The sequence below is a fragment of the Ruegeria sp. AN11 genome, from assembly GCF_056536005.1.
The window spans coordinates 704,079-727,727 of the sequence record NZ_JBQFJD010000001.1 but is presented as its reverse complement, the minus strand read 5'-3'; the positions used below and the strand labels follow the sequence as shown (position 1 = coordinate 727,727).

The 23,649-nt window shown below is 57.8% G+C and carries 19 protein-coding genes; 14 read left to right on the top strand and 5 right to left on the bottom strand.

Annotated elements, in window-relative coordinates; genetic code table 11:
- Positions 1 to 43: 43 nt before the first annotated feature.
- The 5 genes from miaA (at position 44) to ACR3EQ_RS03505 (ending at position 7,798) form a co-directional block, all read left to right on the top strand.
- Complete coding sequence (gene miaA, locus ACR3EQ_RS03525; RefSeq protein ID WP_170619027.1) at positions 44 to 943, top strand: tRNA (adenosine(37)-N6)-dimethylallyltransferase MiaA; 900 nt, start codon at positions 44 to 46, stop codon at positions 941 to 943.
- A 341-nt stretch (positions 944 to 1,284) separates the two neighbouring features.
- Complete coding sequence (locus ACR3EQ_RS03520) at positions 1,285 to 2,955, top strand: ABC transporter substrate-binding protein (RefSeq protein ID WP_170616349.1); 1,671 nt, start codon at positions 1,285 to 1,287, stop codon at positions 2,953 to 2,955.
- Positions 2,956 to 3,090: 135 nt separating this feature from the next.
- Positions 3,091 to 4,137, top strand: a complete 1,047-nt coding sequence (locus ACR3EQ_RS03515) for an ABC transporter permease (RefSeq protein WP_170616347.1) — start codon at positions 3,091 to 3,093, stop codon at positions 4,135 to 4,137.
- A 12-nt stretch (positions 4,138 to 4,149) separates the two neighbouring features.
- Positions 4,150 to 5,613, top strand: coding sequence for an ABC transporter permease (locus ACR3EQ_RS03510; protein WP_170616345.1), 1,464 nt, complete (start codon positions 4,150 to 4,152; stop codon positions 5,611 to 5,613).
- A gap of 97 nt (positions 5,614 to 5,710) precedes the next feature.
- Positions 5,711 to 7,798 (top strand): ABC transporter ATP-binding protein, encoded by a 2,088-nt coding sequence (locus ACR3EQ_RS03505; protein WP_170616343.1) that lies wholly within the window; start codon positions 5,711 to 5,713, stop codon positions 7,796 to 7,798.
- Positions 7,799 to 7,917: 119 nt separating this feature from the next.
- On the opposite strand, the gene ACR3EQ_RS03500 is transcribed toward ACR3EQ_RS03505, so the two are convergent.
- The 3 genes from ACR3EQ_RS03500 to ACR3EQ_RS03490 all read right to left on the bottom strand — a co-directional run bounded on the left by ACR3EQ_RS03500 (position 7,918) and on the right by ACR3EQ_RS03490 (position 10,672).
- Positions 7,918 to 8,904, bottom strand: a complete 987-nt coding sequence (locus ACR3EQ_RS03500) for an MBL fold metallo-hydrolase (RefSeq protein ID WP_170616341.1) — start codon at positions 8,902 to 8,904, stop codon at positions 7,918 to 7,920.
- A gap of 129 nt (positions 8,905 to 9,033) precedes the next feature.
- A complete protein-coding gene (locus tag ACR3EQ_RS03495; RefSeq protein ID WP_170616338.1) occupies positions 9,034 to 9,996 on the bottom strand; it encodes a LuxR C-terminal-related transcriptional regulator in 963 nt (320 codons plus the stop codon).
- Positions 9,997 to 10,093: 97 nt separating this feature from the next.
- Complete coding sequence (locus ACR3EQ_RS03490; RefSeq protein ID WP_480489728.1) at positions 10,094 to 10,672, bottom strand: lytic transglycosylase domain-containing protein; 579 nt, start codon at positions 10,670 to 10,672, stop codon at positions 10,094 to 10,096.
- A 208-nt stretch (positions 10,673 to 10,880) separates the two neighbouring features.
- On the opposite strand from ACR3EQ_RS03490, the gene ssb reads away from it, so the two are divergent.
- Positions 10,881 to 11,384: a single-stranded DNA-binding protein gene (gene ssb, locus ACR3EQ_RS03485; RefSeq protein ID WP_170616319.1), complete on the top strand. Its 504-nt coding sequence runs from the start codon at positions 10,881 to 10,883 to the stop codon at positions 11,382 to 11,384.
- 18 nt (positions 11,385 to 11,402) lie between these two features.
- Positions 11,403 to 12,473, top strand: coding sequence for a site-2 protease family protein (locus ACR3EQ_RS03480; protein ID WP_480489726.1), 1,071 nt, complete (start codon positions 11,403 to 11,405; stop codon positions 12,471 to 12,473).
- Between the two features lie 13 nt (positions 12,474 to 12,486).
- Here the strand turns inward: ACR3EQ_RS03480 and aroB are convergent, their stop codons facing one another.
- The gene (gene aroB / locus ACR3EQ_RS03475; protein WP_480489724.1) at positions 12,487 to 13,599 is read right to left on the bottom strand and encodes a 3-dehydroquinate synthase; all 1,113 of its coding nucleotides are present in this window, start codon (positions 13,597 to 13,599) and stop codon (positions 12,487 to 12,489) included.
- On the bottom strand, positions 13,600 to 14,187 hold the full coding sequence (locus ACR3EQ_RS03470; RefSeq protein ID WP_170616314.1) for a shikimate kinase: 588 nt from the start codon (positions 14,185 to 14,187) through the stop codon (positions 13,600 to 13,602).
- Between the two features lie 79 nt (positions 14,188 to 14,266).
- On the opposite strand from ACR3EQ_RS03470, the gene ACR3EQ_RS03465 reads away from it, so the two are divergent.
- From ACR3EQ_RS03465 to ACR3EQ_RS03435, 7 genes are all read left to right on the top strand, one after another.
- On the top strand, positions 14,267 to 14,416 hold the full coding sequence (locus tag ACR3EQ_RS03465) for a hypothetical protein (RefSeq protein WP_170619029.1): 150 nt from the start codon (positions 14,267 to 14,269) through the stop codon (positions 14,414 to 14,416).
- Positions 14,406 to 15,929, top strand: coding sequence for a hypothetical protein (locus ACR3EQ_RS03460; protein ID WP_170616312.1), 1,524 nt, complete (start codon positions 14,406 to 14,408; stop codon positions 15,927 to 15,929). The genes ACR3EQ_RS03465 and ACR3EQ_RS03460 overlap by 11 nt, the downstream gene beginning before the upstream one ends.
- 2 nt (positions 15,930 to 15,931) lie before the next feature.
- The gene (locus ACR3EQ_RS03455; RefSeq protein WP_170616310.1) at positions 15,932 to 16,885 is read left to right on the top strand and encodes a tyrosine recombinase; all 954 of its coding nucleotides are present in this window, start codon (positions 15,932 to 15,934) and stop codon (positions 16,883 to 16,885) included.
- A gap of 62 nt (positions 16,886 to 16,947) precedes the next feature.
- Entirely contained in the window at positions 16,948 to 18,255 is a 1,308-nt protein-coding gene (locus tag ACR3EQ_RS03450) for an HlyC/CorC family transporter (protein WP_170616307.1), read from the top strand.
- A gap of 147 nt (positions 18,256 to 18,402) precedes the next feature.
- Positions 18,403 to 20,820, top strand: coding sequence for a GcvT family protein (locus ACR3EQ_RS03445; RefSeq protein WP_480489722.1), 2,418 nt, complete (start codon positions 18,403 to 18,405; stop codon positions 20,818 to 20,820).
- 31 nt (positions 20,821 to 20,851) lie between these two features.
- Entirely contained in the window at positions 20,852 to 21,454 is a 603-nt protein-coding gene (locus ACR3EQ_RS03440; protein WP_480489720.1) for a nucleotidyltransferase family protein, read from the top strand.
- 748 nt (positions 21,455 to 22,202) lie between these two features.
- Positions 22,203 to 23,639, top strand: coding sequence for a DegQ family serine endoprotease (locus tag ACR3EQ_RS03435; protein ID WP_170616301.1), 1,437 nt, complete (start codon positions 22,203 to 22,205; stop codon positions 23,637 to 23,639).
- Positions 23,640 to 23,649 lie beyond the last annotated feature (10 nt).

The window sequence follows — 23,649 nt, the reverse complement described above, 5'->3', positions numbered from 1 at the left end:
CACCGCAGGTTCAATGCGGAACGTTAGGAATAAGGCAGTCCAGATGGCCAACGCAATCTCATCGCGGTTTTGGGACATGTTGCCCCCCGTTCCGGATGACAAGCCTGTTCTGATCGCCGGGCCCACTGCGTCAGGAAAATCGGCGCTTGCGCTGCAGATTGCCGAAAAGTTCGGTGGTGTCATCGTCAATGCCGATGCAAGCCAGGTTTACGATTGCTGGCGGGTGGTTTCAGCGCGCCCCTCGGTCGAGGAAGAAGCCCGCGCGCCACATCGTCTTTACGGGCACATACCATTTGACCAGATCTATTCGGCAGGACACTGGCTGCGCGAGGTCAAACCCCTTTTGAACTCAGCTGAGCGTCCCATAATTGTGGGCGGCACCGGGCTGTACTTTTCAGCACTGACTGAAGGAATGGCCGAAATTCCCGCGACCCCAGCCGAAGTGCGGGCGCAAGCGGATAAGATGGAACTGCCCGCTCTGATCGCAGATGTCGATCCCGACACTTTGGACAAGCTGGACATCAACAACCGCGCCCGCGTTCAGCGCGCGTGGGAAGTAAAGACCGCAACCGGCCGCAGTTTGTCGCAGTGGCAGGCAGACACCCCGCCCCCGGTTCTTGCCTTATCTGATACCGTTCCCATTGTTCTTGACGTCGACAAAAACTGGCTGCTGGACCGTATCATTCGTCGCTTTGATCTCATGCTGGAAACAGGGGCCTTGGACGAGGTTGAAGCGATGCTGGATCGGTATGATCCGACCCTGCCGGCCTGCAAAGCCATCGGTGTCCCGGAGCTGGTTGCCTACCTTGATGGCCGTATGACTATGGATCAGGCCCGGGAACGCGCCACAATCTCCACGCGGCAGTTTGCCAAGCGTCAGCGAACGTGGTTCAGGGCCAGGATGGGAAAGTGGAATCCCGTAGACTTCTCAAAACGATACTAAACATTCCTAACTGAGTGCCGGATACTCTGGCGCATCTTGAATATGTTGCTTCACGGCTTGCCAAATCTCGCCGGTCGCGAACGACTTTGTGTACGAATGTATTCATTTCCAAAAGTTCCATCACGCCGCGACTCGCCCGGATGAACGGGGCGCATATGTCGTTTTTGTACTCTGTATGCCGATTTCGAACATTGACGTAATCCGAATTCTGGTGCGGAATACGTTCATGGGGAATGTGAGAATCCAAAAAAGAAGACCCAAATGCTCGTTGAATGCGACCGGCCGGTCTGCCTGATTCCGAGCACACTAAATCGACAAATGTACCACAGGGAGACATCTTGATGAAAAATCGTACCATGACCGGGGCACCAGTTCACTGGGCGGCAGAGATGCACGCGCAGGAATACCGTGACGGCAAGCTAAGCCGCCGCGAGTTCCTGACCCGCGCCACGGGGCTGGGTGTTACGGCTGCTGCGGCATACGGCATGATCGGCCTAGCAGCTCCGGCGCGCGCCGCTGGTGAAGATGCCAAACAGGAAGGCGGAACTATTCGTGTTCAGACCGAGGTTCGCGCACTGAAAGACCCGCGCACCTATGACTGGTCGCAAATCGGCAACTACAGCCGCGGTACTCTTGAATATCTGGTCGAGTACAACTCGGACGGTACATTCCGGGGCATGCTGCTGGAAGGCTGGGAAATCAACGACGACGCGACAGAATATACCCTCAAGGTTCGTCCGGGTGTGAAGTGGAACAATGGCGACGACTTCACGGCCGACGATGTGGCGTTCAACATTGCGCGCTGGTGCGACAAGTCCTCGGAAACCAACTCGATGGCGGGTCGCTTTGCAACGCTGGTCGATGAAGGGACGGGTCAGGCGATCGAAGGTGGCATCGAGGTTGTGGACCCCACAACCGTAAAGCTGAACCTGCCCAAATCCGACATCTCGCTGATTGCTGGCATGTCTGACTATCCGGCGGCGATCGTTCACCAGTCCTTCAGCGAAAATGACCTGCTGAACAACGTGGGCACCGGTCCGTATCTGATGAGCGAACTGGAAGTCGGCGTCAAAGGTGTTCTTGTCCGCAACGAGGATCATACCTGGTGGGGCGAGGAAGTTTTCGGCCGTCCGGCGCTCGACCGTATCGAATACATTGACTACGGCACCGACCCGTCTGCGTGGCTGGCGGCTCTGGAATCTGACGAAGTCGACATGCTGTACGAGTCGGTTGGTGAATTCATCGACGTCATGGACGGCCTCGGCTACGTGAAATCCGAAGTTATCACCATGGCTTCGATTGTAATCCGTCCGAACCAGCTGGCCGAAGTTGACGGCAAGCAACCCTATGCGGACAAGCGTGTACGCCAGGCGCTTCAGATGGCCGTGGATAACTCGGTCTGTTTGGAACTGGGCTATGGCGGCCGTGGCACAACTGCCGAAAACCATCACGTCGGTCCGATCCACCCGGAATACCCTGAACTGCCGCCGCAGAAGGTCGACCCGGAAGGTGCGCGCAAGCTGATGGAAGAGGCCGGTATGGCCGATTTCGAGCACGAGCTAATCTCGATCGACGACGATTGGCGCCGCAACACGACAGACGCCGTGGCGGCGCAGCTTCGCGATGCGGGCATCAACGTCAAACGGACCGTTCTGCCGGGCAACACGTTCTGGAACGACTGGGTGAAGTATCCCTACAGCTCGACCAACTGGAACCACCGTCCACTGGGTGTTCAGATCTGGGCGCTGGCCTACAAATCGGGCGAAGCCTGGAACGAATTCGGCTGGTCCAATCCTGACTTCGACGCGATCCTCGACGAAGCGCTTGCCATCGCGGATGCGGACAAACGCCGCGAGGTCGCTGCACGTGGCGCCGCGCTGATCCAGGAAGAAGGTGTGACGATCCAGCCATACTGGCGCGCACTCTACCGTCACATGAAGGACGGGTTGGTGGGCACCGACATGCACGTGTCGTTCGAACACCACCACTACAAGTGGGGTTGGGCAGCCTAAACACTGCCGACTGCAAACCGGGGGCGCCTGATCGGGGCGCCCCTTTCCAGCCGCAGACTAGCCGACACGGGGTCGGATGTCCGAGGCCAGATAATGGTCCAATGATCTGCGGAACACCTGAACAACGGGGCCATCATGGGACTTTTCATCCTCCGTCGGTCAGGCGTGATGCTGCTTACAGCTTTGTGTCTGACATTCGTGGTCTTCTTTCTGACCAATCTTTACCCGAATCTTGAAAAACTGGCCAAGACACAGGGCAACCAGCGGATGTCGGACGAGCAGGTGGAAGCCTGGCTTGAAAACCGCGGCTACAGAGAGCCGATGCTGATCAAATACGGCCAATGGCTGGGTGTTGCCCCCGGGTTCACCAACACGCTGGCGGACGGACAGTTTGTCGGCACCTGTGTACGCCCTGGAACGACCCCGGAAACGACGCCCAGCTATTGCGGCGTTCTGCAGGGTGAATGGGGCTATTCGACCGTATTCAAGGACGACGTCGGCAGCATTGTCGCCAAGCGTCTGGGGAATACCGGGTATCTGATGTTCTGGGTTCTGGTCCTGATGGTTCCTTCGGCACTGTTGGTCGGTGTACTGGCGGGGATGCGGGAAGGATCGGCGCTGGACCGTTCCCTGTCGACATTTTCGATCATCACGACAGCGACACCTGAATATGTGTCCGGTGTTATCTTCATCGCGATCTTCACCTCGTCCACGGTCGGCCTGAAATGGTTCAAGGGCACGGCAACACAGGCGATGGACACCCCGACATTCGAGAACTTCTTTCTGCCGGTTCTGACCATTGCCCTTTACGGGATGGGATATATCGCCCGGATGACCCGCGCCTCGATGACCGAGGTGATGACCGCTCAATACATCCGGACCGCCCGTCTGAAAGGGGTATCGTTCGGCAATATCGTGATGAAACACGCATTGCGCAACGCACTGATCGCGCCGTTCACCGTCATCATGCTGCAGTTCCCATGGCTGCTGAATGGTGTCGTGATCGTCGAAACCTTGTTCAACTACAAGGGTTTCGGTTGGGCGCTGGTGCAAGCCGCGGGCAACAACGACATTCAGCTGTTGCTGGCAATCTCGGTCGTGTCGGTCTTCGTGGTGCTGATCACGCAGCTGATCTCGGATATCGGCTATGTGTACCTCAACCCGCGCATCCGCATTTCGTAAGGGAGATAGAACATGGAACCTCTAAGCTGGACCGGCTCTATCGCCTTTCTGAATCCCCTGCTGATGATCGCGATTGCGGTACTGGTATTGTCGATCCTGGTCTGGATTCTGGCCAGTATCGTCCTGCCCGAAGCCCAGGTGAGCGTCAATCCGGATGGCACGCTCAGCTCGGCCGGCGGGGTGCGTGGGCTGATACAGTCGTCATTGCGCCTTAGTTTTCTGGCCTCAGTCGGCCTGGTGCTTGCCTATATCGTGCTGGGCATCCTGTTCGGAACCGGTGCCGGTATCATCGGGGCCATCTCGCAACAATTCCTGCCTGTCTGGGTGTCACTGATCATACTTTACGCCATGTCGATCGCCTTCAAGCGGCGGCTGGGTCTGTACGGCAAACTGTACGACAGCCCAATCGGCATGATCGGTTTTGGCCTTGTCATGTTCTGGGTCTTTACCGGGATCTTCGGAGCGATGGACCTGATCGTGACGCACGACCCGCTGGCGCAAGTCTCGGGTATGAAGAACAAGGTCCCCGGCACTCCGCTGCCAAACCTGGAGGAAGGCGAATTCGCTTGGTATCTGCTGGGTGGAGACAATCTTGCGCGCGATGTGTTCAGCCGGATGGTCAAGGGCGCCTGGATCGTTGTGCAGATCGCACCACTGGCCACCATGTTTGCATTTATGGTCGGGATCACGTTGGGTCTGCCGGCCGGTTACTATGGCGGACGGCTGGACACGTTTCTGTCGTTCCTCGCCAACCTGATCCTGGCCTTCCCCGTGATCCTGCTGTTCTATCTGCTGGTCACTCCGGAGATCGTCGCGACAGGTGTGCCGAACTACATGGCGGCCGTCCTGTTCCTGTTCCCGATCCTGTTCCTTGGGGTGCTGCTGAACTCGCGCTATTACACGCGGCCAAAATTCCGAACGCCACTTCTGATCGGAGTATTGGGCGTTGCGATCTGGATGTACCTGTCGCTGATTTCGACAGGCGGTTACGTGATCAACACCGATGACTATCGCATCTGGGGCCTGCCGACTTATCTGGATCTGTTCGATATTCCGGGCGGTATTCTGGTCGTGTTCGTTTCGGTGGTCTTTGTGAACTCACCAACCGTGTTCCGTATCGTCCGTGGCCTCGCGCTGGACATCAAGACACGCGACTATGTTGCGGCGGCGCAAACCCGGGGTGAAGGTCCCTGGTACATCATGCTATGGGAAATCCTGCCAAACGCGCGCGGCCCGCTGATCGTCGATTTCTGTCTTCGTATCGGCTATACCACCATCCTTCTGGGAACGTTGGGTTTCTTCGGATTGGGTTTGCCGCCTGAAAGCCCGGACTGGGGTTCGACGATCAACGAGGGGCGCAAGCTGTTGTCGATCTATCTGCACCCGGCCCTTCCGCCCGCACTTGCGCTCTTGTCACTGGTTCTTGGTTTGAACCTGCTGGCAGATGGTTTGCGCGAAGAAAGTCTGAAGGACTGATGTGATCGAGGCCGGGGGCCCTGCCCCCGGACCCCCGGAGTATTTTCGAAAAGATGAAGTTGGTCGCTTGAACAACTTCATCAGGGAGTAGGAAACAATGAACAAACTGGCGGAATATGACGGCCCGATCCTGGAGATCGACAAGCTGTCGATTTCATTCTTTACCCGCCTGCGGGAAATTCCCGCCGTAATGGATTTCTCGGTCAGTGTGCAGCCAGGCGAAGCCGTGGGACTGGTCGGTGAATCCGGTTGCGGGAAATCGACCGTTGCGCTGGGTGTCATGCAGGACCTGGGGAAGAACGGGCGTGTCGTGGGTGGTACGATCAAGTTCAAGGGCCGCGATCTGTCCGAGATGACCACTGAGGAGTTGCGCGACATTCGCGGCAACGAGATCGCGATGATCTATCAGGAGCCGATGGCCTCGCTGAACCCGGCAATGAAGATCGGCAAGCAGCTGATGGAAGTGCCGATGATCCACGAGGGTGTGGGCGCTGAAGAGGCCTATGCCCGTGCGCTGGAGGTGGTCACCGATGTGCGTCTGCCCGACCCCGAGCGGATGTTGAACTCATTCCCGCACCAGTTGTCGGGCGGTCAGCAGCAGCGGATCGTGATCGCCATGGCGCTAATGTCGAAACCGGCATTGCTGATCCTTGACGAGCCGACGACCGCACTGGACGTGACGGTCGAGGCGGCGGTCGTCGAACTGGTCAAGGACCTGGGCAAGAAATACGGCACCTCGATGCTGTTTATCTCGCACAACCTCGGTCTGGTTCTGGAAACCTGCGACCGGCTGTGCGTGATGTATTCGGGTGAGGCTGTCGAGCGCGGTTCGATCAAGGACGTGTTCGACGAGATGCAGCACCCCTATACACAGGCGTTGTTCCGTTCGATACCTCTGCCGGGGGCGGACAAGAATTCGCGCCCGCTGGTCGCCATTCCCGGGAATTTCCCCTTGCCCCATGAGCGGCCTCCGGGATGCAACTTTGGTCCGCGCTGCGATTATTTCGAGGAAGGGCGCTGTGATGCGCAGGACATCCTGATGCAGGCGGTGCCCGGCAATGACCGGCACCACACGCGCTGTCTGAAATTCCAGGAGATCGACTGGAACGCCCCGATCACTGTGGGCGAACAGAAGGAGAAGGCCGAGATCGGCCGAACCGTTCTCAAGATGGACAACCTCAAGAAGTACTACGAGGTTGCGGCGAACGCCTTGTTCGGTGGCGGCGAGAAGAAGGTGGTGAAAGCCAACGAAACGCTGAGTTTCGAGGCGCATGAATCCGAAACGCTGGCCATTGTGGGTGAATCCGGTTGCGGCAAGTCCACCTTTGCCAAGGTCCTGATGGGGCTTGAAACGGCCACCGACGGTCAGATTCTTCTGGATAACCGCAATATCGAACAGGTCCCGATCGAGGAACGTGACGCCAAGACCGTTGGCGAAGTTCAGATGGTGTTCCAGAACCCGTTTGATACGCTGAACCCCTCGATGACGGTGGGGCGTCAGATCATTCGCGCTTTGGAGATCTTTGGCGTCGGCAATTCCGAGGCAGAGCGCAAGAAGCGGATGCTGGAACTGCTGGATCTGGTGAAACTGCCCCGCGCCTTCGCCGACCGCATGCCGCGTCAGTTGTCGGGTGGCCAGAAGCAACGGGTCGGTATTGCCCGGGCCTTTGCCGGTGACGCACGCATCGTTGTGGCGGACGAGCCCGTATCCGCGCTTGATGTGTCGGTGCAGGCTGCCGTGACCGATCTGTTGATGGAAATTCAGCGCAAACAGAAAACGACGCTGCTGTTCATCAGTCACGATCTGTCGATCGTGCGCTATCTCAGCGACCGTGTGATGGTGATGTATCTGGGCCATGTGGTCGAACTTGGGACCACAGATCAGGTCTTTGCGCCACCATATCATCCATATACCGAAGCCCTGCTGAGCGCGGTGCCCATCGCGGATACGTCGATCCAAAAGGAGCACATCGTTCTGGAAGGCGATATTCCGTCGGCCATGAATCCGCCGCCGGGATGCCCGTTCCAGACCCGCTGTCGGTGGAAGTCACAGGTTCCGGATGGGCTGTGCGAGCAACGCGTCCCGCCCGTCCAGACACTGGCAGACGGTCATCAGGTCAAATGTCATCTGGCCGAGGATATCCTTGCCCGAATGGAGCCGGTCATCAAGATTGCCGCAGAATAGACAACGTGAATCGATTGACAAAGGCCGGTCGTCAGACCGGCCTTTGTTTTTTTGCGCCGCATATTTTTGGGACGGCGCCCGGGATATGTTGTGAGTGGTAGCCCCGGTCAGATTTGTGCTCACCCGGTCAGGACGTTGTTTCCGAAATGCATGAATTCCTGATCCATGCCTGCGACCTCGCCGGCCTCCAGTTTCAGACCGGCACTGTCGAGCATCGTATGGCTCTTTTGCGCCTTCACCCATTCATCTGCGGACTGCAACGTTGTCAGCGTGTATGACGTCACTTCGTTCAGGTAATGGGTCGGGATGATTACCTTGGGTTTCAGCCCGGCCACGATATCATTGCCCTGATCATAACTGAGGATGTGCTGGGATCCGTCCACCGGCAGGGTGAGAACATCCACCTGCCCGATGGCATCCCAGAATTCCTGCGGCGGATTGTGGCGGTTGTCGCCCCAGATCAGGGTGCGGATCCCGCCGGTTTCGACGAGGTAGACGACCATGTCCATGTGGCCGACATTGTTCGGCGGGCAGGCCTCGGCTCCGAATTCCGCCAGCGCATTGGTCCAGTCATACCAGCCCGGCGCAACGCAGGCATGCTTGTCCGCAAACCCGGTAATCTTGAGATCGGCAAATTCAAAGTTTCCCACCATCCTGTCCAGCACCATGGTCGAACTCGGCCGTTCGATCGCATCATGATCGAAATGCGCGTGGGTCGACATGGTTATGTCCACGGATATCTGCGGAAACTCATTGCGGAACCAAAGACCCCATGCACCGGACGGATCGTCACGCCACGGGTCGAACAGAACCGTCGCCCCGTTTGGCGATGTGATCTTGATTGCGCAGTGACCGTAATAATCAATCCCCACAGCGCCGGTCGAAGCCTGACCGGTCGAGCCCTGCAGGTCGATGACGTGGTTGTTGTTCCCGGGCTGAAGCCAGGCTTGCGATTGCGCCTGTACCGGCGATCCGGCAACCAGAGACACCCCTGCCCCCACACCTGCCGCACCAGCAGCCAGAAAGAATGATCGGCGCGACAGGCCGGGTGCCAGTGTGTCCCGTGATCCATTCATGATTGTTGGCTTCAGATCCTTGCGATCCATGTGTTGACCTCCGTGTTGGTTAGGTGCGGTACGATCCGCACCTTCACAGGCAGGCTAACAAGCAAAGGTATCCATTCTCAGACGAGAAATATCGGGGGGTAATATGGGGGCGTTCCCCATACTGAGCCTTCACGAAATCGTGAGCAGATGGCTGCGCAGGTTCTGATCGCGGCCTTCTAGGCCAAGTTTCTTGCGAATGTTGTTTCGGTGAAAATCAATAGTCGAAGTTTCGCGGCACAGAACCTTGGCTATGTCCTTGGTGGTCTTTCCCGTCATAACAAGCTGGGCGATTTCAATTTCTGTCGGTGTCATGATCGAAAACGCGTCCGACAACTTGTCAGAGATATCCGAGGTGATCTGTTTCAGATTATCCTCGGCAAGATCCAGATACGCGTGAGATGCGTCTTCTGCGTTCAGATGATCGCGCAGTTTGTGCAGATACGGAAGAACCATGGCCCGAACCTGCTCGACAATCTTCTGGTCCCGTTTCTTCCGGTCGTCGTCGAGGCTGGACAACAATACACGCAAGGCTGTGTTGGTCTCTCGCAGTTCTTTCGTGCGGGATTGAACCCTGTCTTCCAGTTGCGCCAGCGTCTCATTCAGTTTCGCCTCAAGCGCGCGGCGCAGATAAACCTCCTGCAACAAAGCCAAATCAGCTTCGACCATGCGGGCGAACTGGATCAATCCCTCGCGGAAAAGCAGCGCGCGGCGGTTGCGGTGGCGGTCCAGCACGCAGATCGTTCCGAATATCTCGCCGTCCGGCCACTTCAGCGGCAACCCGATATAAAAGGACATGCCGTGTTCAAGGTCTTCATTTTCGTTCCAGACCGGGTCACATGTCGCGTCCTCGACAACCAGTTCACCGTCGCGTTCGAAGACGCCCTGACAATACAGCTTCGGGTGCAGTTGAAAATTCATGCCGACGGGATAGGGGTTTTGCGGGTGTTCGGACGTGACCAGAACCCTGTGATCGGGCGCATCCGTCTTCATGATCAGGCTGGCCGGAACATCGGCAAGCTGCGCCACAAGATCCACCAACCGCTGCCAATTGGCCATTGTACCTTGCGGGATGTCCGGGCGATTGTGTGGCATCGGATGCCTCGTTGGTGGTGGAGCTTTCCCTCTCAGGTTAGGCCGACCGTCACCCGGCGATCAAGAAGCCGCCCCTCCGCAGTGCAGCGAGGCCATTTCAGCCGCCCCAAATCACCTTCACGTAGTTCTGGGTCTCCGCATATGGCGGTATTCCCCCGTGCTTTTCCACGGCCAGGGGGCCGGCGTTATACGCCGCCAAAGCCAGTGGCCAGGATTTGAACTTGCGATATTGCCACGACAGGTACCGCGCGGCACCTTCCAGATTTTGCTTTGGATCAAGCGGATCGACCCCCAGCAGATTGGCGGTCTGTGGCATGAGTTGCGCCAGCCCAAGCGCCCCCTTGTGGGACTTCGCTGTCGGGTTCCAGCCACTTTCCTGCTGCACCAGCCGCAGGAAAAGATCTTCGGGGATGCTGTGCTTGCGCGCAGCGTCGCGGGCCAGCGCCAGATATTGCCCCCGGTATTTGCCGGTATAACGTTTGTTGAATTTCCCCTGGGCGGATTTCGGTTTGAGCCGCTCGGACCCGCGGTACTGGGTCGCGGATCTGCTATCCAGGACTTTGGCTTGCTTTAGGAATATGTCCTTGCGGCTTTTGCTGGACAACGTCTGCGCACTGGCTGGAACCGACGCCAGCAAGAGGCCCAGAACAAAGAAGCCACCAATCATAGACCGCATTTATGCTTATCCTGCTCACTCAAAACTCTGCCGGAGTATAGGTATTCCAGCCAATAATGAAAGCTTGGTAAACAAATCCTGAGAGTTTTCCCGCCGGGTGTTGTAACCATCAACTCGGTTTCAACCGGATCGCAGTCCGTATAGGGTCGCTCAGGAACACAGGCGCCAGATTCGGGCGCGATCAAGTCAGAACAGTACGGGGAAATACATGGCGGGTTCAGTCAACAAGGTCATTCTGGTCGGCAATCTTGGCCGCGATCCTGAAGTGCGAACATTCCAGAATGGCGGCAAGGTCTGCAACCTTCGCATCGCCACGTCCGAGACATGGAAGGACCGCAATACAGGTGAGCGGCGCGAACGGACCGAATGGCACTCGGTTGCAATCTTCAACGAAGGTCTGGTTCGCGTGGCCGAGCAGTATTTACGCAAAGGCTCAAAGGTCTATCTTGAAGGTCAGTTGCAGACGCGTAAATGGCAGGACCAGTCTGGCCAGGAGCGCTATTCGACCGAAGTTGTTTTGCAAGGATTTGGCTCAACCCTAGTCATGCTGGATGCCCGCGGTGAAGGCGGCGGTGGTGGATATGGCGGAAGCCAGTCCGGTGGCTATGGCGGTGGTCAGGCCGGCGGAGGCTATGGCGACTCCTACGGCGGCCAGTCCAGCGCACCGTCCCCTGCATCAGGCGGAATCGACGACGACGAGATTCCGTTCTAAGCATAGCGGAGACATATCATGACATGGTCCTTCTCTCTCGGCCGGCTGCTCGGGTCCGAACTGAGGGTCCATGTCACCTTTTTCCTGTTGCTCGCCTGGATCGGGTTCGCGGCCTATACGCAGGGTGGATGGAACGCAGCCCTGCAAAACATCATCTTTGTCCTGCTGCTGTTTGCCTGTGTGGTGGCGCACGAGTTCGGGCACGCGCTTATGGCGCGGCGGTTCGGCATCAAAACCCCCGACATAACCCTTTTGCCCATCGGTGGCCTTGCTCGGCTTGAACGCATGCCGGAAAAGCCTATGCAAGAGGTCTGGGTGGCGCTGGCCGGGCCGGCGGTCAATATCGTGATCTGGTTTGTGCTGGTCACTTTTGGGGCCAGCATGCCCATTGAAACGATGACCCAGATCGACTCGGTCCATATCGGACTTCTGAACCGGTTGGCCTATATCAATCTCCTGCTTGCTGCATTCAACATGATCCCGGCATTTCCGATGGATGGCGGACGCGTTTTCCGGGCCCTGCTATGCCTCAAGATGGACCGGGTCAAAGCCACCCGCGTCGCAGCAATGGGCGGGCAAGTTGTGGCGATTGGGTTGGGCTTTCTGGGCCTGAATACAGGCAACCCCATTCTGGTGCTGATAGCTGTCTTTGTTTTCATCGCGGCCAACGCGGAAAGTCAGGATGTCGCAATGCGATCTGTGGCCCGGCGGGTATTGGCGCGCGACGCCATGATCACCGAATTTCATCCGCTTTCGCCCGACGATACGCTCGACACTGCGGCGCAGGCCGTCATTCATACCACGCAGCACGAGTTTCCGGTGATTGAAGCCGACGGAACCCTATTGGGATTCGTGACCCGCAACCGCCTATTTGCCGCTCTTGAGGGAGATCGTCCCAGATCAGACCCTGCCACTTCGATTATGGAGACGGATATTCCGTCGGTTCAATTGACCAGTGGCCTGGAAACCGTTCTGGATGGTCTGCACAAAGGCGCACCCGCAATTGCCGTTCGAACTGCCGGTGGGCGCATGATTGGGTATATCACACGCGAAAATATTGGTGAGCTGATGGTTCTGCGCGGCCGCTGAATGCGCCTTTCAATCAGCTGATTGAAAGAGCATCCTCAAGCACGGACAGGACCGCATCGCGCGGAACATCAGAGGTCACAAAAGCCTGACCTATCCCGCGCGCCAGAATAAACCGCAATTGTCCATCAATGACCTTCTTGTCCTGCGCCATCAGATCCACCAGAGCCTCGGCCCCCGGCAATTCACCGGGAATGTCAGCCAGATCCGTTTTCATCCCCATCGCCCGAAGATGTGCCCGCACCCTGCTGGGATCTTCCTGCGAGCATATCCCCAGCCGCGAGGACAGTTCAAAAGCCAGGGCGCATCCAATGGCGACACCTTCCCCATGTAAAAGCCTGTCCGAATATCGCGTTGCCGCCTCGAGCGCGTGACAGAATGTATGACCAAGATTCAGCAAGGCTCGATCACCCTGCTCAGTCTCGTCGCGCGCAACGATGTCGGCTTTCATCTGGACGGACCGGGTAACGGCGTGCACACGGGCCTGCATATCGCCCGCCGATACCGAAGGCCCGTTCGTTTCAAGCCACTCAAAGAACGCGGCATCGCCCAACAGGCCGTATTTTACCACTTCCCCGTAGCCCGAAAGAAAGTCCCGCTGTGTCATGGTGCCCAAGACCGAGGTATCCGCAAGCACCAGTGAGGGCTGGTGAAACGCGCCAATCAGGTTTTTGCCTTGGGGTGCGTTGATGCCCGTCTTTCCACCGACCGAGCTGTCGACCTGCGCCAGCAGCGAGGTCGGGATCTGCACGAACCGCACACCGCGCCGCAACACCGCAGCGGCAAATCCGGCCAGATCGCCAATGACGCCACCGCCGAGTGCGACAACGACATCGCGCCGTTCGATCTTTTCCGCCAGCAGCCATTCGACCGCACGTTCAAAATGAGGCCAGCTTTTAGTCGCCTCGCCGGCGGGCAGTGCCAGCGCGCTCATGCTGATGCCTGCAGGTTGCAACCCATCGCGCAAACCATCCAGGTGTAATGCGGCGACATTCTCGTCCGTCAAAACCGCCACTTTTGGCCGATGCAGCGAGGGCGCGATAAACTCTCCGGACTTCGCCAACAGATCGGGTCCAATCTCAACGTCGTAAGACCGATCTCCAAGTTCCACATTTACGGTTTGATGCATTTATTTTTGTTCCAGAACGTCCGGGCGCGTCATCAAAGACTCGATTACCCGGTTCACCATATTGTCGATCGAAATTTCGCCGTCCGAAACAACGGTCAGATCAGCCTGCGCATAGACCGGCACGCGATCTTCATACAAGGCGCGTAAGGTCGCGTGCGGATCAGCCGTGCGCAGCAAGGGGCGCGTGTCTTTGTGCCGGACGCGGTTCCACAACACATTCAGATCGGCGCGCAGCCAGACCGACACCCCACGTTCGCTGATCATCCGTCGGTTATCCCCCGACAAAAATGCGCCACCGCCGGTGGAGAGGATGCCTTTTTTCTCATCCAGAAGACGCCCGATGACCTGGCTTTCCTTGGTCCGGAAAAAGGCTTCACCATCGCGTTCAAAGATTTCCGGGATCGTCATATTCGCCGCCGATTCGATTTCGGCATCGCTGTCCAGAAAGGGCACGCCAAGCCGCGCAGCAAGGGCGCGACCCACGGCCGTCTTTCCTGCACCCATCATTCCCACCAAAACAACCGTTTTGTGCAGTGCAAAGCCTGCTGACGGGTCAACCGTGCGGGTGTTATGCTTAATTTCGCTCATTTCACCGTGAATGACGTGATCTTGTGAAAATTGCCAGTTATAACTTGGTCAAAATCAAAAATTGAGGCAGCGTTGAGCCATGGGCCGCTTGATCAAGTTCGTTATATATATCATTTGCCTGAGTTTCATCGGGCTGGTCGCCTATACCTATGTTGGCCCCTACTTCGGCGCGGACTTCTCTGCCCCGCAAAGTGAAATACGCGAACCGGTTGATTTGGATGCGAATTAAAGCAGCGGCGGTTTTGCTGGTTCTGGCTGGTACGGCGCAAGCGCAACAGGAACCTCTCTCGGCCATTGACTGGTTGACCGATCCGCCCGAAAACCTGCCAGGTACAGTTCTGCTGGAACCCCCGGTTACCCAGACCGGCATTCAGCCCGACGTCCAGGTCACACCGCTCGAGGCTTTGTCGCAACCGCTGGGCCTCGTGTCATCATCGGTCACCGGGCTGCCCGTCGATCTGTGGCAGAACAGCGATCCAGATCGTTTGGCCGAGCTGATTGCGGATGTTCCGGTCAAATACAATGCAGCCATGCAAAGGTTGCTGTTCACCCTGCTGCTATCTGAAGCGCGGGCGCCCTCGGGACCAGAAGCGGAAGAAACGCTGTTATTGGCCCGCCTGGACCGGCTGATGCAATTGGGGGCCGCTGATCCTGCCCAGTCTCTGGTTCAGCTTGCCGGACCAACCGATAGCCAAGCGCGATTTCAGCGTTGGTTTGACGCCACACTTCTGACTGGCGACGAGGACCGCAGCTGCACCGCTTTGATTGCACAGCCTTATCTGTCGACCGACTACGCTGCTCAAATCTTCTGCAAGGCGCGCCGCGGAGACTGGGTCTCGGCCGCGCTGACACTGGAAGCCGCGCATGCGTTGCAAATTCTGCCCGACGAAGATCTGGCGGTTCTTGATCGCTTCCTTAGCCCTGAACTGTTTGAAGGGGCCGCCTATCTGCCGCAGCCTGAAAACCCCGATCCGCTGAGTTTCCGGCTGTTTGAAGCCATTGGCGAACGCTTGCCCTCGGCCCCTTTGCCCCGAGCATTTGCAAACGCGGACCTGCGCGATGTTGCAGGCTGGAAAGCCCAGATCGAGGCAGCCGAACGTTTGACGAGAATCGGCGCTTTGACCCCCAATCAGTTGCTTGGCCTTTATACCGAACGCAAACCTGCGGCGTCGGGCGCGGTCTGGGATCGGGTTGCGGCTGTTCAACGGTTTGAAAGCGCGCTTGAAACCGGGAACCCCTACTCCATTGCCGAAGCCCTGCTGACGGTCTGGAACCAGATGCACGACATCGGGCTGGAAGTTCCTTTTGCCGAACTGTTTGCCGAACGGCTGTCGCGGGTTACGCTGCCAGATGAAGCATCCGAAGCCTTGCGCTGGCGCATTCTGCTTTTGTCTGAATTGTACGAAACCGCTGCAATTGACATACCGGAAACGGAACAAGGAACACAGTTTCTGGCAGCACTGGCCCAAGGTGATCCCGGTCGTGCCAAATCACCATCTCCACTTGCAGATGCCGTTGCCGAGGGGTTTGTCTGGGCCGCACCGATCCCATCCGACATCGAAACCTTGCTGGTCAATGATCAGCTGGGCGAGGCCATTCTGGAGGCCATGACCCTTTTTGCCCATGGTGCACGCGGAAATCTTGTGGACCTGACCGCGGCCATCGCCACTTTGCGCCGCGTCGGACTTGAAGATACAGCCCGTCGTGCGGCGCTTCAGTTGCTGATCCTTCAAGGGGTTTGAGAATGGCATCCCCGGCCACTCAGGACCTATGGATTTCCACCTTTTTACAGGCTCAGGCGGCCGAGCTTGGGGCGGCAACCAACACCCTGCTGGCCTATGGGCGTGATCTGAAAGATATTGCGGCCTGGCTGGAGCGGCGGTCTTCGAGTTTCGCTGACGCCGACAGGGACCGGATCGAAGCCTATCTGATCGATTGCGACGCACAGGGGCTGTCTCGCTCGACCCGCGCGCGGCGATTATCGGCCATCAAGCAATTGTACCGGTTCGCCTTCGAGGAAGGCTGGCGCGACACCAACCCGGCCATTCAGATCAAGGGTCCCGGACGGCCCAAACGATTGCCCAAAACGCTGGATGTACCCGAGGTCGACAGGCTGCTGGACGCCGCACGCCAAACCGGGCGCAGTGTCGCGGATCGGGTTCGCAATACCTGCCTGATGGAGCTTCTTTACGCCACGGGAATGCGTGTGACCGAGCTGGTCTCGCTGCCGGTTTCATCGGCGCGTGGCGATCCGCGCATGCTTCTGGTTCTGGGCAAAGGCGGGAAAGAGCGGATGGTGCCCCTGTCCCCGCCTGCCCGCGATGCGTTGGCGGCATGGCTGCCCCTGCGGGACGAGGCCGAAGACCAAACGGTCGCGAAAGGTGGGCAAAGATCCCGGTTTCTGTTCCCGTCCCGGGGCAAGTCCGGCCATTTGACACGGCACAGGTTCTTTTTGCTGGTCAAGGAACTGGCGGTTCAGGGCGGTGTTTCGCCCGAAAAGGTCACACCGCACACTCTGCGCCATGCTTTTGCCACCCACCTCTTGGCCAATGGCGCAGATCTTCGGTCGATCCAGACCTTGCTGGGTCATGCGGATGTGGCGACCACGGAAATCTACACTCATGTTCTGGACGAACGCCTGTCAGAACTGGTGTTGGAGCATCACCCGCTGGCGAAAGACCCGGACAACAAGGGCTAAACCCTTGATCCGGAGGGGTGGCACCCCCATAACAATCGCAACCGCATCAACAATAAAGAACAATGGAACCCACTTCTTCACTGATCGACGGCGCTTTTTGGTTCACCACCGGCGCAATCCTATTTTTGCTTGTTCTGTCAGGCTTCTTTTCGGGATCCGAAACGGCATTGACCGCGTCATCCCGCGGCAAGCTGCGGGTACAAGCCGACAAGGGATCACGCGGTGCGCAAAAAGCGTTGGACATTACCGACGACAATGAACGCCTGATCGGTTCGGTTCTGCTGGGCAACAATCTGGTCAATATTCTTGCCGCCTCGCTGGCAACGGCACTTTTTACGCGACTGTTCGGCGAAAGCGGTGTGGCGCTGGCAACGCTGGTGATGACCTTGTTGGTTTTGATCTTTGCCGAGGTTCTGCCAAAGACCTATGCCATCACGAACGCGGAAAAAGCAGCCGCCGCGGTGGCTCCTATCATCGGAATCGTGGTGACGGTGTTTTCCCCTGTCGTCGCGGCGGTGCGTCTGCTGGTGCGCGGCGTGTTGCGCCTGTTTGGCGTTCAGATTGACCCCAACAGCAACATCCTTGCCGTGCGCGAAGAAATCGCGGGCGCCCTGCATCTGGGACATTCCGAAGGCGTGGTCGAAAAAGAAGACCGGGACCGTATTCTGGGCGCGCTTGATCTGGGCGATCGCGCGGTGGAAGAGATCATGCTGCATCGATCCAATATCGAAATGATCGATGCGGACGACGCGCCCGAAAAAATTCTGAAACAATGTCTGGAAAGCCCGCACACCCGCTTGCCCGTCTTCCGCGACGAGCCCGAGAACATTGTCGGCGTCGTGCACGCCAAGGACCTGTTTCGCGCCATGTATGCCCAGGTGGGCGGACACGACGGCGACACAGACCGGCTGAAGTCCTTCGACATCTCCAAGGTAGCCACCGATCCGTATTTCGTTCCCGAAACCACTACTTTGGACGATCAGATGCGGGAATTCCTGCGCATGCACAGTCATTTTGCACTGGTTGTCGATGAATACGGCTCGCTCCGCGGCCTGATCACGCTTGAGGACATTCTTGAAGAGATCGTGGGCGAAATCGCCGATGAGTTCGATCTGGACGAAGAAATAGCGATTACGCGGACCGATGACGGGCAGTTTCTGGTCGAAGGCGCGATGACGATCCGAGACGTCAACCGCGCGATGGAATGGACCCTGCCCGACGAAGAGGCCAACACCGTCGCCGGCCTGGTCATTCACGAGGCGCAGATGATCCCGACTGTCGGACAGGTCTTTTCCTTCCACGGGTTCCGCTTTGAAGTCACCGCGCGGGAAGGCAATCGGATCACCGGGCTGAAGATCCGCCCACTCTGAAGCAGGATGCTATAGCAGCCAGCCGCAGGAGTCCGGCCTCCCAACGCAATCGATTGTTTGCGTGCCCAAGCGACACCCAATGTCGTATTTGGCGTTGCATCCCCTGCCCGCCGATACAGACTGGCATAAAACCTTGTGGAGCAAATCATGAATCTCACAACCCGGGTTGCCGTGATCGGCGGCGGTGTCGTCGGATGCTCGGTCCTGTACCACCTGACCAAACTTGGGTGGTCAGATGTTATGCTGCTGGAACGGTCAGAGTTGACCAGCGGATCCACCTGGCACGCGGCCGGGGGGTTTCACACACTGAACGGCGACACCAATATGGCTGCCCTTCAGGGCTACACCATCCGCCTGTACAAAGAGCTGGAAGAGATCACAGGCATGTCCTGTGGGCTGCATCACGTGGGTGGAGTCACGCTTGCCGATAATCAGGACCGGTTTGACATGCTTCTGGCTGAACGGGCCAAACATCGGTTCATGGGACTGGACACTGAAATCGTCGGGCCCGAAGAAATCCGCAAGATTGCGCCGATCACCAACACCGAAGGCATCATCGGCGCGCTGTATGATCCGCTCGACGGGCATCTGGACCCGTCCGGTACGACCCATGCCTATGCCAAGGCGGCCCGGATGGGCGGGGCCACGATCGAAACCCATTGCATGGTCCGGCAAACCCGGCAACGATCTGACGGCACATGGGATGTCGTCACCGACAAGGGTACGATCCACGCCGAACATATTGTCAACGCTGGCGGCTTGTGGGCCCGCGAGGTCGGGGCGATGGCGGGTATCTATTTCCCGCTGCATCCGATGGAGCACCAGTATCTCGTTACCGACTCGATCCCGCAGATCGAAGCAATCATTGACGCAGGCGGCGAACACCCGCATGTGATGGACCCCGCTGGCGAAAGCTATCTGCGGCAAGAAGGACGCGGTCTTTGCATCGGTTTCTATGAACAGCCCTGCAAGCCTTGGGCCGTGGACGGAACCCCGTGGGAGTTCGGCCACGAATTGCTGCCCGATGATTATGACAAAATCACTGACAGTATCGAATTTGCCGATAAACGCTTCCCCGTTCTGGCCGAAGCGGGCGTGAAATCCGTGATCCACGGCCCGTTCACCTTTGCACCTGACGGGAACCCTCTGGTCGGGCCGGTGCCGGGCATGCGCAACTACTGGTCAGCTTGTGGCGTGATGGCCGGGTTCAGCCAGGGCGGTGGCGTTGGCCTGACGCTGGCGCAGTGGATGATCGAAGGCGAACCCGAACGGGACGTCTTTGCCATGGACGTTGCCCGCTTTGGCGATTGGATAAGCCCCGGCTACACCCGCCCGAAGGTGATTGAAAACTATCAGAAAAGGTTCAGCGTCGCCTACCCGAACGAGGAACTGCCCGCTGCGCGTCCAAACCGAACCACACCGATGTATGACATTTTCAGCAACATGGGCGCGGTCTGGGGCCAGCAATTCGGGCTGGAAGTTCCCAACTACTTTGCCCAGGGTGATGAACCGGACTACGAAACCCCGTCTTTCCGTCGTTCTGACGCATTCGAGGCCACCGGCCGCGAGGTGCGCGCGGTTCGTGAAGCCGTAGGTATCAACGAGGTTCACAACTTCGGAAAATACCGCGTCACGGGACCTGATGCCCGGGCCTGGCTGGACCGGATCATGGCGGGACGAATTCCGCAAGTCGGGCGGCTGTCCCTGTCTCCGATGCTTTCTCCCAAAGGAAAACTGATCGGTGATTTCACCATTTCCTGTCTGGGTGAAACAGAATTTCAACTGACCGCCTCTTACGGCAGCCAGGCGTTTCACATGCGTTGGTTCCGGCAGAACCAAACCGGACATGTCGAGATTGAAAACATCAGCGATCGCCTGAACGGATTTCAGGTCGCGGGCCCCCTGGCCCGCGATGTTCTGGCAGCCTGTACGCGGGACGACGTATCAGGCCGGAAGTTCATGGATGTACGCCGCATGACGGTGGGCATGACCGACTGCATTGTTCAGAGGGTCAGCTATACCGGCGATCTGGGGTACGAGGTGTTCTGCGAACCAATGGCCCAACGACAGTTGTGGCAGACCTTGTGGCAGGCCGGTCAACCGTTTGGAATGGTGCCGTTTGGCATGCGCGCAATGATGAGCCTGCGTCTGGATAAGTTTTTCGGCTCGTGGATGCGTGAGTTTTCACCGGATTACACTGCTGCGGAAACCGGACTGGATCGGTTCATCTCGTTTACAAAAAACGCTGATTTCATTGGCCGCGCGGCAGCCGAGCACGAAAAGGAAGCCGGTGCCACACGCCAGCTTGTAGCCTTTGAAGTCGACGCGGAGGACACGGATGTAAACGCATACGAACCGATTTGGCTGGACAACGAAGTTGTCGGGTTCTGCACGTCCGGCGGATATTCACATTACGCCGGTAAATCTATCGCCCTGGGGTTTCTGCCCGCTGACCGCGCCCACGACGGACTTGAAGTTGAAATCGAAATACTTGGCCAGATGCGCAAGGCGCACGTGATCTCAAAACCGCTGTTCGATGCGGATGGTGCGCGGATGCGGGGATGACTCGGGGCTGCAGCCCCAGCATGATGGCGGAATGAATCAGATACCCGTCATTCTTCTGGCCGCAGGGCAATCCAGCCGCATGGGCGGTACGGACAAGCTGATGCAGGATGTCGACGGCATCCCTTTATTGCGCCGCTCGGCCCGGGCTGCGTTGGCAGTCGGGCCGGTCTTTGTTGCGGTGCCTCCCGCCCCGCATGCGCGTTACGGGGCCGTAAAGGGACTCGATGTTCATGCGGTGGAAATCCCGGATGCCGATGAAGGCATGAACGCCAGCCTGCGCGGTGCCATGGCCGCTATCCCAACCGAAGCCAAAGCCGTCATGGTTCTGCTGGCGGACCTTCCGGAATTAACAGGCAATGATCTGGAGGCGGTCGCAGCCTGTGTCACAGCTCATCCGGACAAACTGATCTGGCGCGGTGCAACAGAAAACGGAAAGCCGGGGCACCCTGTCATTTTCGACCACAAGCTTTTTTCGTTACTGAGCCAGCTCAAGGGCGACGAGGGCGCGCAATCCGTTGTGCGTGCAAATTCCAGCAGGGTTCATCTGCACCGCCTGCCCGGACGCAACGCGCTGCTGGATCTGGATACACCAGAAGACTGGGACGAGTGGCACAGAACACGGCCCCCGAAATAGACGCGGCCCGGTCGTTGTCGACCGGGCCGGTTGCCCAAAAGCAAGACTACCACTTTTCACCAATTCCAAAAGCGCGACCCAACCACCTTACAAGGCTATCGGGTATTACGCTGCCGAACCTAAACAAGACCCCCTCGTTAACATGCCGCTCAGCGCTTCTGGTACTGAGTAAGCCTTCAGCACCCCCTAGTGCTTCTGGCTCCCCCTCGCTTGGACAATTTCATCGTCGCTTATCCGACCCTTTCAAACAATCTAAAATTGGAAGAAACGGTTAATTTCGAGGAATTCAGGTAGTTTTTGCGCAACATCTCGCTTATTGAAGATCAACTTTAACGCGATTACGCTCTTATGGCCAAGTTACAAACCGATGTTTTATGATTGCTTGGAGTGATCAATAACGGCAAAAAGAAAATGCGTTACACTCAGGTCTAGTCAGTAGATAATATCTCTTCACAACCTGAAAGCGATTTACTGATCCGCACAACTTTGCGCGACCCCTTTGTTTACCAAACAGATTCAATTCAACAGTTTTCATCCATTGACAGCGATTTTGGCAACAATACACCGATTCGTGAGCTGCGATCCCTTTTCACGACCGGTATCGGTTGACCTGATTGGTAACAAAGGAAGGCCCGAATGTGGCTGAATTAAGATTTCTTAATTTCGCGATCATGAAAGCCCAAACCTGAAGCGGCATCTTCTGTCTCAACGCGCGGGTGTAACCGCGTGATGTTAACAGGAGAACTAAATGAGCATCCGAAAATCCTCGCTTCTTTTGCCACGAACGTCTGGCTGGATCGGCGCCAGCGCCCTGGGCGCAACCATGCTGGCCTCGACCGCCCTGCCGTCGTTGGCCGATGAAGCCCTGGCAGACCTGGTCGAATCCGTTTCGCCATCGGTCGTGACCATTATCGCCAAACAACAGGCCGCCCCTACCCCGGTTCAGGGAAAAGAGTTTGATTTCGAAGGCCACCCGTTCGGTGAGTTCTTCAAGCGCTTCGGCATGCCTGAAGGTTTCGACGCCCCCCAACGCGGCCCGACCCAGGGGCTGGGTTCGGGATTTGTGCTGGATGAGGACGGCTACATCGTCACCAACCACCATGTCGTAGACAATGCCGCCACGGTTACGGTCCGTCTGAGCGATGACCGAACCTTCGAAGCCGAGATCGTGGGGACAGACCCCCTGACCGATATCGCCGTTCTGAAAATCGACGCGGGCGAGGACCTGCAGGCCGTCAAGATGGGTGATAGTGAAGTAATCCGCGTGGGTGAAGACGTGGTCGCTATCGGCAATCCGTTCGGTCTGCATTCGACCGTGACCACCGGTATCGTTTCGGCCAAGGGCCGCAACATCTCGCAAGGGCCATATGCTGAATTCATCCAGACGGATGCGGCCATCAACAAGGGCAACTCGGGCGGCCCGCTGTTCAACATGGAAGGCGAAGTGATCGGCGTGAACTCGGCCATCTACTCACCCAGCGGCGGCTCGGTCGGTCTGGGCTTTGCCGTAACCTCGAATATCGTCGAACACATTACTGCAGACCTTTTGGATGATGGTCAGGTAAGCCGCGGCTGGTTGGGTGTCTCGATCCAGAACGTAAGCCCCGAACTCGCGGCCGCATTGGGGATCGATTCGTCAGCAGGCGCACTTGTGTCGGATGTCGTACCCGGCAGCCCCGCGGAAGGCGCCCTGCAGCAGGGCGACGTGATCCTCAGCTTCAATGACCAGAGCGTTGATTCCAGCAGCGAGCTTCCGCTTCTGGTCGGCACGACCAAGGTCGGCACGGACAGCACGCTGACCGTGTTGCGCGACGGCAAGGAGGAACAGGTCAAACTGACCATCGGACAGCATCAGTCCGCATCGGCGGAACCCGACAAGGCGGTTGACGAGACCCTGTCCGGTACATCCCTTGGTGTGACAGTTGCCCCGCTGACAGATACCGCGCGGGCCGAAATGGGCGTTGACCAATCCGTCGAAGGTGTCGTTGTGACCGACATGTCGCCGGACAGCCCGGCTGAAAAAGCAGGGCTTCGGCGCGGTGACGTAATCGTCAAACTGGGCGGTCAGGACACGATCACTCCGGAGGCCCTGAAGGCGGCGCTGGACAGCGAAAAGACTGATCCTGCGCTGGTTCTGATCAATCGCGGTGGCAACCAGATCTTCGTCGCGGTCGAAATCGCCTGATCTGAAACAT

What these genes read in the sequence shown, in the direction of transcription:
- miaA (WP_170619027.1), top strand. Translation starts at nt 44, where the DNA reads ATGGCCAACGCAATCTCATCGCGGTTTTGGGACATGTTGCCCCCCGTT.
- ACR3EQ_RS03520 (WP_170616349.1), top strand. Translation starts at nt 1,285, where the DNA reads ATGAAAAATCGTACCATGACCGGGGCACCAGTTCACTGGGCGGCAGAG.
- ACR3EQ_RS03515 (WP_170616347.1), top strand. Translation starts at nt 3,091, where the DNA reads ATGGGACTTTTCATCCTCCGTCGGTCAGGCGTGATGCTGCTTACAGCT.
- ACR3EQ_RS03510 (WP_170616345.1), top strand. Translation starts at nt 4,150, where the DNA reads ATGGAACCTCTAAGCTGGACCGGCTCTATCGCCTTTCTGAATCCCCTG.
- ACR3EQ_RS03505 (WP_170616343.1), top strand. Translation starts at nt 5,711, where the DNA reads ATGAACAAACTGGCGGAATATGACGGCCCGATCCTGGAGATCGACAAG.
- ACR3EQ_RS03500 (WP_170616341.1), bottom strand. Translation starts at nt 8,904, where the DNA reads ATGGATCGCAAGGATCTGAAGCCAACAATCATGAATGGATCACGGGAC.
- ACR3EQ_RS03495 (WP_170616338.1), bottom strand. Translation starts at nt 9,996, where the DNA reads ATGCCACACAATCGCCCGGACATCCCGCAAGGTACAATGGCCAATTGG.
- ACR3EQ_RS03490 (WP_480489728.1), bottom strand. Translation starts at nt 10,672, where the DNA reads ATGCGGTCTATGATTGGTGGCTTCTTTGTTCTGGGCCTCTTGCTGGCG.
- ssb (WP_170616319.1), top strand. Translation starts at nt 10,881, where the DNA reads ATGGCGGGTTCAGTCAACAAGGTCATTCTGGTCGGCAATCTTGGCCGC.
- ACR3EQ_RS03480 (WP_480489726.1), top strand. Translation starts at nt 11,403, where the DNA reads ATGACATGGTCCTTCTCTCTCGGCCGGCTGCTCGGGTCCGAACTGAGG.
- aroB (WP_480489724.1), bottom strand. Translation starts at nt 13,599, where the DNA reads ATGCATCAAACCGTAAATGTGGAACTTGGAGATCGGTCTTACGACGTT.
- ACR3EQ_RS03470 (WP_170616314.1), bottom strand. Translation starts at nt 14,187, where the DNA reads ATGAGCGAAATTAAGCATAACACCCGCACGGTTGACCCGTCAGCAGGC.
- ACR3EQ_RS03465 (WP_170619029.1), top strand. Translation starts at nt 14,267, where the DNA reads ATGGGCCGCTTGATCAAGTTCGTTATATATATCATTTGCCTGAGTTTC.
- ACR3EQ_RS03460 (WP_170616312.1), top strand. Translation starts at nt 14,406, where the DNA reads ATGCGAATTAAAGCAGCGGCGGTTTTGCTGGTTCTGGCTGGTACGGCG.
- ACR3EQ_RS03455 (WP_170616310.1), top strand. Translation starts at nt 15,932, where the DNA reads ATGGCATCCCCGGCCACTCAGGACCTATGGATTTCCACCTTTTTACAG.
- ACR3EQ_RS03450 (WP_170616307.1), top strand. Translation starts at nt 16,948, where the DNA reads ATGGAACCCACTTCTTCACTGATCGACGGCGCTTTTTGGTTCACCACC.
- ACR3EQ_RS03445 (WP_480489722.1), top strand. Translation starts at nt 18,403, where the DNA reads ATGAATCTCACAACCCGGGTTGCCGTGATCGGCGGCGGTGTCGTCGGA.
- ACR3EQ_RS03440 (WP_480489720.1), top strand. Translation starts at nt 20,852, where the DNA reads ATGAATCAGATACCCGTCATTCTTCTGGCCGCAGGGCAATCCAGCCGC.
- ACR3EQ_RS03435 (WP_170616301.1), top strand. Translation starts at nt 22,203, where the DNA reads ATGAGCATCCGAAAATCCTCGCTTCTTTTGCCACGAACGTCTGGCTGG.